The sequence below is a fragment of the Sulfitobacter aestuarii genome, assembly GCF_042685005.1.
Taxonomy (GTDB): domain Bacteria; phylum Pseudomonadota; class Alphaproteobacteria; order Rhodobacterales; family Rhodobacteraceae; genus Sulfitobacter; species Sulfitobacter aestuarii.
On record NZ_JBHUMP010000011.1, the window covers coordinates 60,483 to 75,782 of the forward strand.

Here is a 15,300-nt window from a genome sequence, read left to right on the forward strand (position 1 = left end):
GAGCGGGCTCAGGCCTGTTTCAGGAAGGGAGATGTCGGCAGCGGATCCGGCATCCTGACCTTGGGAAGTTTTTTGTGGAACGGAAAATTCTCAGGCAGCGCGGTCGGGTCGGATTGCCCGGCCCCGGCCGGGGGGCTCCCTTCATCCGCCTCGACCTGTGCGGCGAGGATCGAGCGGGGCGTCGCATCCGGCGGGCGGTTCGGCGCCAAAGGGAGGCTGTCGCGCGGGCGGGTCGGCTCCGCGCGCGGCGCAGGTGCATGACCCCCCGCATGGCCGCTGCCCGAACCCGAGCCGCCCGAATGCGACGCGGTGCTGCCGGTGCTGCTGCCTGCCGCCATGCCCTGCGCCGGGACGATCACCAGCGGGGTCTGCGCGGCTGTATGGATCGGCGGCGGGGGCGGCGGAGAGATGAAGGGATTGGCCAGTATTACAGAACTCATTTTCCTGCTCCTATCTCGATGAAGACAAATGCTGCACGCTGAGGAACAGGCTGCGCCGAAAGAATGAACCAAGGATTAAAGTGGCGGTGAATCTTCAGTTTTGGTTAATGCCCGGCACCTCCGGACCCGGCCTGTCGGAAAGCAGCGTCTCGAACATTTGCTTCAGATGCGCGGATGCGCCTGCATGCGGATTGCCCTGCGTGCCGAGCAGCACGCGGACCTGTGCCTCGAAATCGGCGTAATGCTGGGTCGTGGCCCAGATCGAGAAGATCAGATGCGCCGGATCGACCGGCGGCAGGCGATCCTGGCGCACCCAGCGCGCGATCAAGGCGCATTTCTCCTCGAACAGCGGCTTCAGCGCGTCCTCCAGCTGCGGCTGGATGCGGGGTGCCCCCTGCAGGATCTCGTTGGCGAAGAGGCGGCTCTCGCGCGGTAGATCGCGGGCCATGTCGAGCTTGCGCTGCACATAGGCGAGGATCTCGGCCTTGGGGTCACCCTCGGGGTCGAGCGCGACCAGCGGGTCGAGCCAGGTGGTCATCAGCTTGCTCAGCAGGGTGACGTGGATGTCTTCCTTGCCGTCGAAATAATAGAGGATATTGGGCTTGCTGAGCCCGGCCTCGGCCGCGATCTGATCAAGCGTGGCACCGCGGTAACCATGGCGCGAAAAGACTTCGAGCGCGGCATCGAGAATGGCGCGGCGGTTGCGTGTCTGGATCCGGCTGGGTTTCTTAGTGGCACCATCTGGCAAGGTGGCTCTCCGCATAATTTGTCGCAAAATTCAGCGCTTGGGGGGAGGCGCGCCGCTGTCTTGAAAGCAGTTCTTGACAGATAGAAGCCTAATCGCAATCGTGGATTTACCAAATGGTAAAATTTTGCGCTGCTGAAGCGCACAAGGAGGAAGCTGGTTATGGCCGCGCCCGGAGAGAACCTCAAGATCAATCCTGACCGTCTGTGGGACAGCCTGATGGAGATGGCGCAGATCGGCCCCGGCGTGGCGGGTGGCAACAATCGCCAGACATTGACGGATGAGGATGCCGCAGGACGCGCGTTGTTTCAGAAATGGTGTGAAGAAGCGGGCTGCAGCCTGGGGCTCGACCAGATGGGCAACATGTTCGCGCGTCGCGAGGGCGAGGACCCGGAGGCGCTGCCGGTCTATGTCGGCAGCCATCTCGACACCCAGCCGACGGGCGGAAAATATGACGGGGTGCTCGGGGTGCTCGGCGGGCTCGAGATCATCCGCACGCTGAATGATCTCGGCATCAAGACCAAGCACCCGATCGTGGCAACCAATTTCACCAATGAGGAAGGCACCCGCTACGCGCCCGCGATGCTGTCCTCCGGCGTCTTTGCCGGGATCCACACGCAGGACTGGGCCTATGAGCGTCAGGATGCCGAGGGCAAAAGCTTTGGCGATGAGCTGAAACGCATCGGCTGGCGCGGCGAGGAGGAGACCGGTGCGCGCAAGATGCATGCGTTTTTCGAACTGCATATCGAGCAGGGGCCGATTCTGGAGGCCGAGAACAAGGATATCGGCGTCGTTACCCATGGTCAGGGGCTGAGCTGGACCCAGGTGACGCTCATCGGCAAGGACAGCCACACCGGCTCGACCCCGATGCCGATGCGCAGGAATGCCGGGCTCGGCATGGCGCGGATTCTCGAGAAGGTCGACGAGATCGCCTGGTCCCATGCGCCGCACGCGGTGGGGGCGGCCGGGCATATCGATGTCTACCCCAATTCGCGCAACGTGATCCCCGGCAAGGTGGTCTTCACGGTCGATTTCCGCTCGCCGGACCTGTCGGTGATCGAGGATATGGAGCAGCGGCTGCGGCTCGACGGACAGACGATCGCGCAGGAGATGGGGCTGGAGATTTCCTTCGAGAAGGTCGGCGGTTTCGATCCGGTGGCCTTTGACGAGACCTGTGTCAGCGCGGTGCGCAGCGCGGCGGAGCGGCTCGGCTACAGTCACATGGACCTGATCTCCGGCGCCGGGCATGATGCCTGCTGGATCAACCGGGTGGCCCCCACGGCGATGGTCATGTGTCCCTGCGTCGATGGGCTGAGCCATAACGAGGCGGAGGAGATCTCCAGGGAATGGGCGAAGGCCGGTGCCGATGTGCTGCTGCATGCGGTGGTCGAGACCGCGGAGGTCGTCGGCTGAGCGTCTGGACAGGAGGCGGGCGCCACGGCAGGATTGCAGATGAAGAGGGATTGATGCGCGGGCCGTGGGTGATCCTTGGGAGGGGATGACCGGAATACACGGGCCGTGCAGCGAGGAAAACAATGCGCCGGGGGCCAGCCCCCGGACCCCCGGAGTATTTCGGGCATAAAGAAGCAGGCCCGCGGGGACGGGCCGCGACAGGGAGAATGAAGATGAGCAAGGTGATCAAGGGCGGCATGGTCTGCACCGCGGATCGGACCTGGAAGGCCGATGTGCTGATCGAGGGGGAGAAGATCAGGCAGATTGGCGAGGATCTGCAGGGTGATGAATATATCGATGCCGAAGGCACCTATGTGATCCCCGGCGGGATCGATCCGCATACCCATCTGGAAATGCCCTTCATGGGCACCACCGCGGCGGAAACATTCGAGAGCGGCACCTGGGCGGCGGCGGCGGGCGGCACCACGATGGTGGTGGATTTCTGCCTGCCGGGCGCGGATGGTTCGATCAGGAACGCGATCAACGAATGGCATCGCAAGAGCGCGCCGCAGATCTGTTCGGATGTCGGCTATCACATGGCGATCACCGGCTGGAACGAGGATGTGTTCAACGAGATGAAGGATGCCGTCGAGATGGGCGTCAATTCCTTCAAGCATTTCATGGCCTACAAGGGCGCGTTGATGATCGAGGATGACGAGATGTTCGCCTCTTTCAAGCGTTGTGCCGAGCTGGGCGCGCTGCCGATGGTCCATGCCGAGAATGGCGATCTGGTGGCCGAGCTGCAGCAGAAATATTTCGATCAGGGGATCACCGGGCCGGAGGGCCATGCCTATTCCCGTCCGCCCGAGCTCGAGGGCGAGGCGGCGAACCGGGCGATCACCATTGCCGATACCGCCGGCGTGCCGCTTTATATTGTCCATGTGTCCTGCGAGCAGACCCATGAGGCGATCCGCCGGGCGCGGCAGAAGGGGATGCGGGTTTACGGCGAGCCGTTGATCCAGTTCCTGACGCTGGATGAATCCGAATATTTCAACAAGGATTGGGACCATGCGGCGCGCCGGGTGATGTCACCGCCGTTCCGCTCGAAGGACCACCAGGACAGTCTCTGGGCCGGTTTGCAGGCGGGGAGCCTGCAGGTGGTGGCCACCGATCACGCGGCTTTCAATACCGAGCAGAAACGTGCCGGGCGCGAGGATTTCAGGATCATTCCCAACGGCTCGAACGGGCTCGAGGAACGTCTTGCCGTGCTCTGGACCGAAGGCGTGGAGACCGGGCGGCTGACGCCGAATGAATTCGTCGCCTGCACCTCGACCAATGTGGCGAAGATTCTCAACATCTATCCGCGCAAGGGCGCGATCGTGGAAGGCGCGGATGCCGATATCGTGGTCTGGGACCCGAAGATCAGCAAGACGATCAGTCCAAGCAATCATCATTCGGTGCTGGATTACAACGTCTTTGAAGGCTTCGAGGTCAAGGCGCAGAGCCGTTATACGTTGAGCCGGGGCGAGGTGATCTGGGCCTGGGGGCAGAACAGCCAGCCCAATCCGGGGCGCGGCAGGTTCATTCCGCGACCGGCGTTTCCCTCGGCCAATGTGGCGCTGAGCAAGTGGAAAGAGCTGAATTCGCCGAAGATGATCAAGCGTGATCCGCTCAATATCCCGGCGGGGATTTGAGCGACATGCGGGATCTTGCGGGCCGTCCGGAGGGCGGGGAGGCTGCGCGCGAAGGCGTGTCGGCCGTAAAACGGGACAGCGTGATCAGCGCCCGGCATCTGGATCTGACCTTTCAGACCAATGACGGGCCGGTTCATGCGCTGAAGGATGTCAATCTCGAGATCGAGGCGGGGGATTTCGTCAGCTTCATCGGCCCGTCGGGCTGTGGCAAGACCACCTTCCTGCGGGTCATGGCGGATCTGGAACAGCCGACCGGCGGCGAGGTCTTGGTCAACGGGGTGAGCCCCGAGGAGGCGCGCCGCGCACGGGCCTATGGCTATGTGTTCCAGGCTGCCGGGCTCTATCCCTGGCGCACCATCGGCGGCAATATCAGACTGCCGCTGGAGATCATGGGGGTGCCGCGCGCCGAACAGGCGGAACGGGTGCGGCGGGTGCTTGAACTGGTCGAGCTGGCCGGGTTCGAGCGCAAGTTTCCCTGGCAGCTTTCGGGCGGCATGCAGCAGCGCGCCAGCATTGCGCGGGCGCTGTCCTTTGATGCAGACATTCTGCTGATGGACGAGCCTTTCGGGGCGCTGGACGAGATCGTGCGGGACCATCTCAACGAGCAATTGCTGAAGCTCTGGGAGCGCACCGGCAAGACAATTGCCTTCGTCACCCATTCGATCCCCGAGGCGGTCTATCTGTCCACCAAGATCGTGGTGATGTCGCCGCGGCCGGGGCGGATCTCGGATGTGATCGACTCGCCGCTGCCGCGCGAGCGGCCTCTGGAGATCCGCGAGTCACCGGAGTTTCTGGCGGTGGCGCATCGGGTGCGCGAAGGGCTGCGGGCGGGGCATTCGGATGTCTGAGGTGAGACAGGTTGCGGCCGCGGAATTGAGTGCTTTCGGCATGAAGAAATCGGGGGGTCGGGCATGAGACGCAGTGTCGTTCCGGTTCTGGCGGTGCTCGGGTTCCTGTTGCTGTTCTGGTATGCGGCGGCGGTCTGGCTGAATGCGCCCTGGGCCTATGACAAGGCGACGCGTTCGGGCGCGGTGCTCGATGCGCGCAGCCTGGTGCTCGACACCTGGACGCAGGACAAGCCGAAATTGCCGGCGCCGCACCAGGTCGGGGCCGAGCTCTGGGCGACGGTGGTGCAGAAGAACATTACCTCGAAACGCTCGCTGGTCTATCATTCCTGGGTGACGCTCAGCGCGACGCTGCTGGGCTTTGCGCTGGGCACCGGGCTTGGCGTGTTGCTGGCGGTGGGGATCGTCTTCAACCGGACCATGGATATGTCGGTGATGCCCTGGGTGATCGCGAGCCAGACCATTCCGATCCTCGCGATTGCGCCGATGATCATCGTGGTGCTCAACGCGGTGGGGATTTCCGGTTTGCTGCCGAAGGCGATGATCTCGATGTATCTGTCGTTCTTTCCGGTGGTGGTGGGCATGGTCAAGGGGCTGCGCAGCCCCGATGCGATGCAGCTCGATCAGATGCGCACCTGGCATGCCTCGAAGGCGCAGAGCTTCTGGAAGCTGCGGCTGCCTGCCTCGATGCCGTATTTCTTCACCTCGCTGAAGATTGCCATGGCGGCGTCGCTGGTCGGCGCGATCATCGGGGAGCTGCCGACCGGCGCGGTGGCCGGGCTCGGGGCGCGGTTGCTGGCCGGGAGCTATTACGGGCAGACGATCCAGATCTGGTCTGCGCTGATCATGGCGGCGGTGCTGGCGGCGGCGATGGTCGGCAGTATCGGGCTGATCCAGCGGGTCACGCTGAAACGGATGGGGATGGCGGGATGATCTGGCTTGGTTTTGCGGTTGTGGCCTGGATCGTCGGGATGGCGGTGAACATGGCGCTGGCACGCAGGCCTGCCGGGCGCGGGGCGGCGCTGGCGGCGCCGCTGGTCTTCGGGCTGACGCTCATCGCGGTCTGGGAGGGGGTGGTGCGCGGGTTGCAGATCAACCAGGTGCTGCTGCCTGCGCCATCAGCAATCGCGGCGCGGCTGGTCAATTCCGTCGATCTGCTCTGGGTGGATTTCGTGCAGACCGTGCTGAAGGGCGCGCTTTCTGGCTATGTCATCGGCTGCGGCGCGGCGTTCCTGATCGCGCTGGCGATCGACAGGTTTCCCTTCCTGCAGCGCGGGCTGCTGCCGGTAGGCAATTTCGTCGCCGCCCTGCCGGTGATCGGCATGGCGCCGATCCTGGTGATGTGGTTCGGTTTTGACTGGCAATCCAAGGCCGCCGTGGTGGTGGTGATGGTGTTCTTTCCGATGCTGGTCAACACGGTGCAGGGGCTGCAGGCCAGCGATGCGATGCAGCGCGACCTTATGCGTACCTACGCCGCCGGATATTGGCGCACGCTGCTCAAGCTGCGGCTGCCCGCGGCAATGCCGTTCATCTTCAACGGGCTGAAGATCGGCACCACGCTGGCGCTGATCGGGGCGATTGTCGCGGAATTCTTCGGCTCGCCGGTCAAGGGCATGGGCTTTCGCATTTCGACCTCGGTGGGGCAATTGGCGCTGGATCTGGTCTGGGCCGAGATTGTGGTGGCGGCGCTTGCCGGTTCGGCGTTCTATGGTCTGATGGCGATGGCCGAGAAAACGGTCACGTTCTGGCATCCAAGCCAGCGCAAGTGAGTGAAGATACGATCAACAAGGGAGAGACGCGATGAAGATGATCAACAGCCTGGCCGCCGGGGCCGCCCTGGGGCTCTGGGGGACCTTGGCGCAGGCCGCCGATGATGTGACGCTGCAGCTCAAATGGGTGACCCAGGCGCAGTTCGCCGGATATTACGTGGCCCAGGACAAGGGGTTCTACGAGGAAGAGGGGCTCGATGTGACGATCAAGCCGGGCGGGCCGGACATCGCGCCGACCCAGGTGCTCGCCGGGGGCGGGGCCGATGTGGTGGTCGAGTGGATGCCCGCCGCGCTGGCGGCGCGTGAAAAGGGGCTGGCGATGGTCAATATCGCCCAGCCTTTCAAGAGCTCGGGCATGATGCTGACTTGCCGCAAGGATGCCGGGGTCGAGAGCACCGATGATTTCAAGGGCAAGACGCTGGGTGTCTGGTTCTTCGGCAATGAATTCCCGTTCCTGAGCTGGATGAGCAAGCTCGACATCTCCACCGAAGGGGGCGAAGACGGGGTCACCGTGCTGAAACAGGGGTTCAACGTCGATCCGCTGCTGCAGAACCAGGCGGCCTGTGTCTCGACCATGACCTATAACGAATATTGGCAGGTTATCGACGCCGGGCTGACGCCGGAAGATCTCAATGTCTTCAAATACGAGGACCAGGGCGTCGCGACGCTGGAAGACGGGCTCTATGTGCTGGAAGACAGGCTCGAGGATCCGGAATTCGAGGACAAGATGGTGCGGTTCGTCCGCGCTTCGATGAAGGGGTGGAAATACGCCGAAGAGAACCCGGACGAGGCGGCCGACATCGTGCTCGAGAATGATTCCTCCGGCGCGCAGACCGAGGAGCATCAGAAGCGGATGATGGGCGAGGTGGCCAAGCTGACCGCGGGCAGCAATGGTGCGCTTGATGAGGCCGATTACGAGCGCACGGTGCAATCGCTGCTCTCGGGCGGGTCGGATCCGGTGATCACCCAGGAGCCGGAAGGGGCCTGGACCCATACGATCACCGACAAGGCGCTGAACTGAGACCGGGAGGAGGGCTGTGATCGGCCGTCACCCCTGAGATTCGTACCTCAAACGCCAAGGGCCGATGCATGCATCGGCCCTTTCGCGTCGTTTCATCGCGGCGCCGCTTTACCGGCGCGTCGCCTCAGAGCACGGTGACCTTGGTGCCGATCGGAACGCGTTCGTAGAGATCCTTCACATGTTCGTTCAGCATACGGATGCAGCCGCTGGAGACCGAGCGGCCGATCGAGCTTGGCTCGGTCGTGCCGTGGATCCGGTAATAGGTGTCGCGGCCGTTCTGGAACAGGTAGAGCGCCCGGGCGCCGAGCGGATTGCCGGGGCCGCCGGGCTGTGCCTCGGTGTTGCCGATGAACCGCTTGTATTGCGCGGGATCGCGCTCGATCATCTCGTCGGTCGGGCGCCAGGTCGGCCATTCCTTCTTGACCTGGATGGTCGCGGTGCCGGTGAAGTCGAGTCCCGCCTTGCCGACACCGACGCCATAGCGCAACGCCCTGCCCGGTTCGGTCACGAGGTAGAGGTAGTGGCTGCGTGGCAGGACCAGCAGTTGCCCCGGCGTATATTGCGCCTTGATCGGAACGATCTGCGGGGTCGGATCATAAACGGCGCCCTGGGCCGGGAGGATCTGCGGCAGGGTCGCGGCGGCCAGACTGCTGGCCAGAAATGTACGGCGGCGCATATAATGCTCCATTATTCATTTGAATCAGGGTTGTAGTTTGGCGCAGCCAGCGATCTTGACAAGCCTTGACATTAAAAAACCGGCCGACCCATGGGGGCGGCCGGTCAGAACATCTTGCCGGAGGCCGGAGCCTCCCGCGGGCCTTAGGCCAGCTGGATGTTGGACGCCGATTCGCGGCCGTCACGGCCGGCTTCGATGTCGAAAGTCACTTTCTGGTTGTCGGCCAGGCCGGTCAGGCCCGCGCGCTCAACGGCAGAGATGTGCACGAACACGTCTTTGGTGCCGCCATCGGGCGCGATGAAGCCGAAGCCTTTAGTTGTATTGAACCATTTTACGGTGCCAGTGGCCATATCCGTAGTCTCCATTTTAATGCCATCCGCGGTAGTGCGATGGCCCGGCGTGGTCGGTCTATGATCGAAGACTGAGCGCCTGTTACGGAGACAGCGGGTCGAAAAAGAATAACGTCTGCCCGGCCTATATGGCAGTTGTGGGAGATTCGTTCAAGAGGCGGCGGAAATGCCGGTGCTTTGCGCTCTGGCACGGCATCATGCTGCCATAATTTCGGTTAACCTTTTGTTTCGCCACGGGCTGCCTCTCGCGGCACTTTCTCAGGATTGTCTTAATCGTGTCGCATTGGTGCCCGGTCTGCATGGCCTGTTGGCGATACGACGTTAACGATGTTGTCGCGGCCCGTTCGGTCCGGCATTTGGGGAAGGTTGAGACAAGATGCGTATTCTGGCTGTTGACGATGACCCGGTCATTTTGGACCTGCTGACAGGCTGTCTCACGGAACATGATCAATATGATCTGGTCTGCTGTGATTCCGCCGAGGCCGCATTCGAGAAGATCGAGGGGGCCTTGAGCCCGTTCGACTGTTTGCTGCTCGACATCATGCTGCCCGGGGTGGACGGGATCGAGATGTGCGAGGTGCTGCGGGCGCGCAAGAGCTATCGGACTACGCCAATCATCATGATCACCGCCAGCAAGGAGCCCGACCTGATGCTGCGGGCCTTCGATGCCGGGGCGACCGATTTCATCTGCAAGCCGCTCGACGGGGTCGAGCTCGGCGCGCGGATCAATTCCGCCGGGATGCTCAACGCCAGCCTGCTGCGCGAGCGCAATGCCCAGCACACGCTGGCCGAGCTCAGCGAGATGGCGAAGATCCGCTTCGACGAGGGGTTCGCGCTCGATGTCGAGGAGGTGAGCGACTTCCTGTCGCTGGAGAACTACCTGCTGCGCCTGCCTGCGGGCTGTTTCTCCATGTCGCTGTTTTCCATCGAGGTCGAAGGGGCGCGGGGGATCTATCGGTCGGTCAAGGCCGCGGCCTTCCGCGACAATCTCGAACAGGTGGCCCGCGCCGCGATCGACGGGCTGACGGAGTCGAATTTCCGCCTCGCCTATGCCGGTTCAGGGCGCTTTGTCGGGGTGGTGCTGGGGCGCCAGCGGCTCGATCTGCAGCGGCTCGCCGAGCGGATCGACAGCCATCTGATGCTGCATTGGAACCCGCGCAGCAGCCGGATCATGATGCCGCCGGTGCTGCGTGTCCGGGCGGTGAGCGAACAGCGTTTGTGGTCCGGTCTCGCGGCGAGCGACCGTCTGCGCGATCATCTGGCACACTTCGACCCGCTGCACGGGCTGGCGCGCGACAGCGAAGACGATCTCTTCGCCCGGCTCGAAACAGTGATCGAGCGCAAGGCATAGCGGCAGGGGGCCGGGTTGCGGCCCCTTACGCTGTTGCCGAGGGGGGCGCTTCTTCCACGCCGGGAAGGCACGTCCTGCGCCGCCCGGATCGGTGTGACCTGTTCAGGTATATTTTGGATATCCGGGGTCGGCCGCGTGCGTGCAACGCCCGAGACAGGTCCTGTCGGCCGATTCAGGCAGATGCCGGTGCGCGCGCGGTTTCCGCTGTTTCGCCGCTACGCGACTGCGCCAGCATCGCAATGCAGAGGCTCAGCAGGCTGACCGCCGTGCCGACCCCCATGTAAAGCCCGAGCGCCGCCAGGAAACTCGTATCGAGCAGCAGCAGGCTGCCGAGAAACGCCAGCACGCCCGCGATTCCTCCGATCAGAAACGATGCGATTGCCATGTGCTGCTCCCCTGTCGATCCGGTTGGATATCCGCCACAAGAGCGTGAATATGTGGCGAAATTCGGGCCGGGGACGGGAAATTGGCAGGCGGGGGCACCGCCGTTTTCGTTCGCTGTCGCTTTGAGCGGAATTGACGTAGACTGTCGGCCTGCAAGAGGAGGAGGAGATCATGCGATATGTCACGATAACCACCTGGGAAATCGCGGACGGTAACGACTATGACGTGGCGATGCAGAACATCCGCGAGAAGCGGCTGCCCGCGCTGAAGGAACTCGGCGCCAGCCGGGTGACCGTGGTGCGTACCAGCGAACGCACCTCGGCGGCGATCAGCGAATGGCCCGATGAGGCGACCCGCGATGCCGCGGAGCAGGCGATCGAGGAGGTTCGCCGCAAGGTGCATAGCGAGGATTTCGCCCGGATGACCGGCGAGATGAAAGGCGCGGTGGTTGCCGAGGTTTAAAAGGACCGAAGTGCGGTACCAAGCAGGATGGGTGATTTCACCCATCAATGATTAATCGACCCCCATCCGGCGCGCGCAAGACACCCTAAATGTCACCCGATGCCAAAAAAAAGGCGGGAGAAACTCCCGCCTTTCGCTATCCACCCAACATTCCCTACCGCACGAACTTCTTGTGTTTCAGACGCTTGGGCTCCAGCGCATCGGCACCGAGCCGCCGCTTCTTGTCCTCTTCGTAATCCGCGAAGTTGCCTTCGAACCATTCGACATGCGCCTCGCCCTCAAAGGCCAGGATATGGGTGCAGATCCGGTCGAGGAAGAACCGGTCGTGGGAGATCACCACGGCACAGCCGGCGAAATCGACCAGCGCGTCCTCGAGGGCGCGCAGGGTTTCGACGTCCAGATCGTTGGTCGGTTCGTCGAGCAGCAGCACGTTGCCGCCCGATTTCAGCAGCCGCGCCATATGCACGCGGTTGCGCTCACCGCCCGAGAGCAGGCCGACCTTCTTCTGCTGATCGCCGCCCTTGAAGTTGAAGGAGGAGCAGTAGGCCCGCGAGTTGACCTCGGCATCCCCCAGCTTGATCAGCTCGGCGCCGCCGGAGATCGCCTGCCAGACATTGTCGTCGGGGTTGAGATCGTCGCGGCTCTGGTCGACATAGGACAGATCCACCGTCTCGCCGTATTCGATCGTGCCCGCGTCGGGCTCTTCTTGGCCGGTCAGCATCTTGAACAGGGTGGATTTGCCGGCGCCGTTGGGGCCGATCACGCCGACAATGCCGCCGGGCGGCAGCGAGAAGTCGAGCCCGTCGATCAGCTGCTTGTCGCCCATGTGTTTCTTCAGCCCTTCGACCTCGATCACCTTGTTGCCGAGCCGCGGGCCGTTGGGGATGACGATCTGTGCGCGGGTGAGCTTCTCGCGCTCTGATTGCTCCGCCAGCTCGTTATAGGACTTGATCCGGGCCTTGGACTTGGCCTGCCGCGCCTTGGCGCCTTGGCGCATCCATTCGAGTTCGCGTTCCAGCGTCTTCTGCTTGGACTTGTCCTCGCGGGCCTCCTGTTCCAGCCGCTTGGCCTTCTGTTCCAGCCAGTCGGAGTAATTGCCCTCATAGGGAATGCCGCGGCCGCGGTCGAGCTCGAGGATCCAGCCGGTGATGTCATCGAGAAAATAGCGGTCGTGGGTGACGATGAGGATCGTGCCCTTGTAATCGATCAGGTGCTGCTGCAGCCAGGCGATGGTCTCGGCATCGAGATGGTTGGTCGGTTCGTCGAGCAGCAGCATGTCGGGCGCTTCGAGCAGCAGTTTGCAGAGCGCCACGCGGCGCGCCTCGCCACCAGAGAGCGAGGTGACATCGGCATCGTCGGGCGGGCAGCGCAGGGCCTCCATCGCCACGTCGATCTGGCTGTCGAGATCCCAGAGGTTCTGCGCGTCGATGTCGTCCTGGAGCTTGGCCATCTCGTCAGCGGTCTCGTCGGAATAATTCATCGCCAATTCGTTGTAGCGATCGAGGATCGCCTTCTTCCCGGCGACGCCGAGCATGACGTTCTCGCGCACCGTCAGCGCGGGGTCGAGCTTGGGCTCCTGGGGCAGATAGCCGACCTTGGCGCCTTCGGCGGACCAGGCCTCGCCGGTATAATCCTTGTCGAGCCCGGCCATGATCTTGAGCAGGGTCGATTTACCGGCACCGTTGACGCCGACGACACCGATCTTCACGCCGGGGAGGAAGTTGAGATGGATGTTCTCGAAGGTCTTCTTGCCGCCCGGGTAGGTCTTGGACACTCCGGACATGTGATAGACATATTGATAAGCGGCCATGGTAGATTCCTGACTGGTCCAAAGTGGGTTTGCACCGCAATATCTCCCCCTCGACACAAGATCAACGCCAGCGGCGTTTCGGCGCGCGGGGGCCGGGACCGGGTGCCCTGTCGGCCCTGCGGCGGCGGACGTTGCAGTGATTTTCGCTAAAATGTTCGGAATTTGCGCGAATTTGCGCTATCGTCGCGGGATTCCGGCCCTGTCCCGCAACGGACGCGGTCGGAGTCCATGGCCGCCCGCGCGCCAGCATCGACGGGGATGCGCGTTGCAAGCGGCGCAGCAACAGGGAAATATTCATGTCGAATACCACGATTATTGTGGGTCTGGACGGGTCGGAGGCCGGCGCCCGGGCGCTGGCATTCGCCAAGGACCGGGCCAGGCTGATCAGCGATGCCAGGATCGTTCTGTGTTACGTGATCGAATGGTCACCGTTTTCCTTCCAGACTCCTGAGGAAAACGAACAGCGTCACAAGCGGCGCGAGGAGGAACTCGCCCTGGCGCATGAGCGGGTCATCGATCCGGCGGTAAAGGCGGCCGAGGCGGAGGGTTTCGATGTCAGCGGGCTGGTGAAACACGGCGACGTGGCGGAGATCCTTGAGGATGTCGCGCAGAAGAACCGGGCGAGCCAGATCGTCGTCGGGCGGCTCGGCGCGCGGGGCATCAAGGAACGGCTGTTTGGCGGGGTGACCGGGCGGCTGGTCGCGACGGCCTCGGTGCCGGTCACAATCATTCCCTGAACAGAGGTGAGCAAGATGAGACATACCCTGAAATTCGGGCTCCTCGGCGCCGCGCTGGGCCTGCCGGGCCTGGCGTCGGCGCAGGAAGCACTGACGCTCGACCAGCGGATCAACGATACCTTCGCCAGTTCGACGGGCTGGTTCGTGAACCTGATCTTCGCGCCGCTGCCGGGCACCGCTTTCCCGTGGATCGTGCTGTGGCTGGTGGTCGCGGCGAGCGTCTTCACACTCTATTTCGGCTTCATCCAGATCAGGGCCTTCGGCCATGCGATCCGGCTGGTGAAGGGCGATTATTCCGATCCGAACGACGCCGGCGAGGTCAGCCATTTCCAGGCGCTGGCGACCGCGCTTTCCGGCACCGTCGGGCTCGGAAACATCGCCGGTGTCGCGGTGGCCGTGGGCATCGGCGGGCCCGGGGCGACCTTCTGGATGGTCCTTGCCGGGCTGCTCGGCATGGCGTCGAAATTCACCGAATGCACGCTCGGGGTCAAATACCGCAATGAATTCGCCGACGGCCATGTCTCCGGCGGTCCGATGTATTACATGACCAAGGGGTTCAAGGAACGCAGCCTGCCCGGGGGCAAGGTGCTGGCGGTGATCTTCTCGATCTTCTGCATCGGCGGCGCGCTGGGGGGTGGCAACATGTTCCAGGCCAATCAGGCCCATGCGCAGATCTCCGGCATCGTCGGCGATTATCCGGGCTGGATCACCGGGCTGATCTTCGCCGCTGTCGTCTTCGTGGTGATCGTCGGCGGGATCAAGTCGATCGCGCAGGTGACCGAGAAGGTGGTGCCGTTCATGGGCATCCTCTATGTCGGCGCGGCGCTGGTCATCCTGGTGATGAACGCGGGTCAGATCGGTTGGGCCTTCGGGCAGATCTTCGCGGGTGCCTTCACCGGGCTCGGTGTGGCAGGCGGTTTCGTCGGGGCGCTGATCCAGGGGTTCAAACGGGCGGCCTTCTCCAACGAGGCCGGGGTCGGTTCGGCGGCAATCGCCCATTCGGCGGTGCGCACCAAGGAGCCGATCACCGAGGGCGTCGTGTCGCTGCTGGAACCCTTCATCGACACGGTGGTGATCTGCACGATGACCGCGCTGGTGATCACGATCTCCGGTGTGCTGGTGATGGACCCGGAGACCGGGCGTTTCGTGCTCAACGAGGCCGGGACCGCGATCCAGACCGTTGACGGATCGAGCGGCGTCAGCCTGACCTCGGCGGCCTTTGCCACCGGGTTCAGCTGGTTCCCCTATGTGCTGGCAATCGCCGTGGTGCTCTTTGCCTTCTCGACGATGATCAGCTGGTCCTATTACGGTCTCAAGGCCTGGACCTACCTGTTCGGCGAGGGCAAGAACAAGGAGCTCACCTTCAAGCTGATCTTCTGCTTCTTCATCGTAGTCGGGGCGGCGGCGCAACTCGGCGCGGTGATCGACTTCTCCGACGCGATGATCTTCGCCATGGCGGTGATCAACATCACGGCGCTCTATTTCCTCATGCCGGTGGTGAAACGCGAGATGCAGAGCTATTTCGGGCGTCTCAAGACCGGGGAGATCGTGCGCCACGCCCATTGATCGCGCCCTAAACGCGATTGACAAACCGGGTACTTGCCCCTCCATTCGGCCCCTGATG

Annotated in this window: 16 protein-coding genes; 10 read left to right on the forward strand and 6 right to left on the reverse strand. The window is 63.2% G+C overall.

Going from position 1 to position 15,300, the window contains the following annotated elements:
- Positions 1-8: 8 nt before the first annotated feature.
- Both ACFSUD_RS13085 and ACFSUD_RS13090 read right to left on the reverse strand, forming a co-directional pair.
- On the reverse strand, positions 9-440 hold the full coding sequence (locus tag ACFSUD_RS13085; protein WP_386375051.1) for a hypothetical protein: 432 nt from the start codon (positions 438-440) through the stop codon (positions 9-11).
- Between the two features lie 94 nt (positions 441-534).
- Entirely contained in the window at positions 535-1,203 is a 669-nt protein-coding gene (locus ACFSUD_RS13090) for a TetR family transcriptional regulator C-terminal domain-containing protein (RefSeq protein ID WP_386375052.1), read from the reverse strand.
- A 144-nt stretch (positions 1,204-1,347) separates the two neighbouring features.
- Between ACFSUD_RS13090 and ACFSUD_RS13095 the strand changes: the two genes are divergently transcribed.
- The 6 genes from ACFSUD_RS13095 to ACFSUD_RS13120 all read left to right on the forward strand — a co-directional run bounded on the left by ACFSUD_RS13095 (position 1,348) and on the right by ACFSUD_RS13120 (position 7,906).
- Positions 1,348-2,598, forward strand: a complete 1,251-nt coding sequence (locus ACFSUD_RS13095; protein WP_386375053.1) for a Zn-dependent hydrolase — start codon at positions 1,348-1,350, stop codon at positions 2,596-2,598.
- 212 nt (positions 2,599-2,810) lie between these two features.
- The gene (gene hydA, locus ACFSUD_RS13100; protein ID WP_386375054.1) at positions 2,811-4,271 is read left to right on the forward strand and encodes a dihydropyrimidinase; all 1,461 of its coding nucleotides are present in this window, start codon (positions 2,811-2,813) and stop codon (positions 4,269-4,271) included.
- Positions 4,272-4,351: 80 nt separating this feature from the next.
- On the forward strand, positions 4,352-5,119 hold the full coding sequence (locus tag ACFSUD_RS13105; RefSeq protein ID WP_386375120.1) for an ABC transporter ATP-binding protein: 768 nt from the start codon (positions 4,352-4,354) through the stop codon (positions 5,117-5,119).
- 63 nt (positions 5,120-5,182) lie between these two features.
- Positions 5,183-6,049 carry an ABC transporter permease gene (locus ACFSUD_RS13110; protein WP_386375055.1) on the forward strand — a complete coding sequence of 289 codons (867 nt, stop codon included), beginning with the start codon at positions 5,183-5,185 and terminating at the stop codon, positions 6,047-6,049.
- Entirely contained in the window at positions 6,046-6,885 is an 840-nt protein-coding gene (locus ACFSUD_RS13115) for an ABC transporter permease (protein WP_386375056.1), read from the forward strand. The genes ACFSUD_RS13110 and ACFSUD_RS13115 overlap by 4 nt, the downstream gene beginning before the upstream one ends.
- A 37-nt stretch (positions 6,886-6,922) precedes the next feature.
- Positions 6,923-7,906, forward strand: coding sequence for an ABC transporter substrate-binding protein (locus ACFSUD_RS13120; protein ID WP_386375121.1), 984 nt, complete (start codon positions 6,923-6,925; stop codon positions 7,904-7,906).
- A 124-nt stretch (positions 7,907-8,030) separates the two neighbouring features.
- Here the strand turns inward: ACFSUD_RS13120 and ACFSUD_RS13125 are convergent, their stop codons facing one another.
- Both ACFSUD_RS13125 and ACFSUD_RS13130 read right to left on the reverse strand, forming a co-directional pair.
- On the reverse strand, positions 8,031-8,582 hold the full coding sequence (locus tag ACFSUD_RS13125) for a L,D-transpeptidase (RefSeq protein ID WP_386375057.1): 552 nt from the start codon (positions 8,580-8,582) through the stop codon (positions 8,031-8,033).
- A 143-nt stretch (positions 8,583-8,725) separates the two neighbouring features.
- Positions 8,726-8,932, reverse strand: a complete 207-nt coding sequence (locus ACFSUD_RS13130; RefSeq protein WP_386375058.1) for a cold-shock protein — start codon at positions 8,930-8,932, stop codon at positions 8,726-8,728.
- Between the two features lie 376 nt (positions 8,933-9,308).
- Here ACFSUD_RS13130 and ACFSUD_RS13135 point away from each other — a divergent pair, with 376 nt between their 5' ends.
- The gene (locus tag ACFSUD_RS13135; RefSeq protein ID WP_386375059.1) at positions 9,309-10,283 is read left to right on the forward strand and encodes a response regulator; all 975 of its coding nucleotides are present in this window, start codon (positions 9,309-9,311) and stop codon (positions 10,281-10,283) included.
- Positions 10,284-10,455: 172 nt separating this feature from the next.
- Here the strand turns inward: ACFSUD_RS13135 and ACFSUD_RS13140 are convergent, their stop codons facing one another.
- Positions 10,456-10,668: a hypothetical protein gene (locus ACFSUD_RS13140; protein WP_386375060.1), complete on the reverse strand. Its 213-nt coding sequence runs from the start codon at positions 10,666-10,668 to the stop codon at positions 10,456-10,458.
- A 170-nt stretch (positions 10,669-10,838) separates the two neighbouring features.
- On the opposite strand from ACFSUD_RS13140, the gene ACFSUD_RS13145 reads away from it, so the two are divergent.
- Positions 10,839-11,129, forward strand: coding sequence for a hypothetical protein (locus tag ACFSUD_RS13145; RefSeq protein WP_386375061.1), 291 nt, complete (start codon positions 10,839-10,841; stop codon positions 11,127-11,129).
- Between the two features lie 154 nt (positions 11,130-11,283).
- Here ACFSUD_RS13145 and ettA read toward each other — a convergent pair whose 3' ends face one another.
- Positions 11,284-12,939 carry an energy-dependent translational throttle protein EttA gene (gene ettA, locus ACFSUD_RS13150; RefSeq protein ID WP_386375062.1) on the reverse strand — a complete coding sequence of 552 codons (1,656 nt, stop codon included), beginning with the start codon at positions 12,937-12,939 and terminating at the stop codon, positions 11,284-11,286.
- 296 nt (positions 12,940-13,235) lie between these two features.
- Between ettA and ACFSUD_RS13155 the strand changes: the two genes are divergently transcribed.
- Both ACFSUD_RS13155 and ACFSUD_RS13160 read left to right on the forward strand, forming a co-directional pair.
- The gene (locus tag ACFSUD_RS13155) at positions 13,236-13,676 is read left to right on the forward strand and encodes a universal stress protein (protein WP_386375063.1); all 441 of its coding nucleotides are present in this window, start codon (positions 13,236-13,238) and stop codon (positions 13,674-13,676) included.
- 15 nt (positions 13,677-13,691) lie between these two features.
- On the forward strand, positions 13,692-15,242 hold the full coding sequence (locus ACFSUD_RS13160) for an alanine/glycine:cation symporter family protein (protein ID WP_386375064.1): 1,551 nt from the start codon (positions 13,692-13,694) through the stop codon (positions 15,240-15,242).
- Positions 15,243-15,300 lie beyond the last annotated feature (58 nt).

Coding starts and splice junctions, on each gene's coding strand:
- ACFSUD_RS13125 (WP_386375057.1), bottom strand. CDS start 8,582: ATGCGCCGCCGTACATTTCTGGCCAGCAGTCTGGCCGCCGCGACCCTG.
- hydA (WP_386375054.1), top strand. CDS start 2,811: ATGAGCAAGGTGATCAAGGGCGGCATGGTCTGCACCGCGGATCGGACC.
- ACFSUD_RS13160 (WP_386375064.1), top strand. CDS start 13,692: ATGAGACATACCCTGAAATTCGGGCTCCTCGGCGCCGCGCTGGGCCTG.
- ACFSUD_RS13155 (WP_386375063.1), top strand. CDS start 13,236: ATGTCGAATACCACGATTATTGTGGGTCTGGACGGGTCGGAGGCCGGC.
- ACFSUD_RS13090 (WP_386375052.1), bottom strand. CDS start 1,203: ATGCGGAGAGCCACCTTGCCAGATGGTGCCACTAAGAAACCCAGCCGG.
- ACFSUD_RS13130 (WP_386375058.1), bottom strand. CDS start 8,932: ATGGCCACTGGCACCGTAAAATGGTTCAATACAACTAAAGGCTTCGGC.
- ACFSUD_RS13120 (WP_386375121.1), top strand. CDS start 6,923: ATGATCAACAGCCTGGCCGCCGGGGCCGCCCTGGGGCTCTGGGGGACC.
- ettA (WP_386375062.1), bottom strand. CDS start 12,939: ATGGCCGCTTATCAATATGTCTATCACATGTCCGGAGTGTCCAAGACC.
- ACFSUD_RS13110 (WP_386375055.1), top strand. CDS start 5,183: ATGAGACGCAGTGTCGTTCCGGTTCTGGCGGTGCTCGGGTTCCTGTTG.
- ACFSUD_RS13140 (WP_386375060.1), bottom strand. CDS start 10,668: ATGGCAATCGCATCGTTTCTGATCGGAGGAATCGCGGGCGTGCTGGCG.
- ACFSUD_RS13115 (WP_386375056.1), top strand. CDS start 6,046: ATGATCTGGCTTGGTTTTGCGGTTGTGGCCTGGATCGTCGGGATGGCG.
- ACFSUD_RS13145 (WP_386375061.1), top strand. CDS start 10,839: ATGCGATATGTCACGATAACCACCTGGGAAATCGCGGACGGTAACGAC.
- ACFSUD_RS13085 (WP_386375051.1), bottom strand. CDS start 440: ATGAGTTCTGTAATACTGGCCAATCCCTTCATCTCTCCGCCGCCCCCG.
- ACFSUD_RS13135 (WP_386375059.1), top strand. CDS start 9,309: ATGCGTATTCTGGCTGTTGACGATGACCCGGTCATTTTGGACCTGCTG.
- ACFSUD_RS13095 (WP_386375053.1), top strand. CDS start 1,348: ATGGCCGCGCCCGGAGAGAACCTCAAGATCAATCCTGACCGTCTGTGG.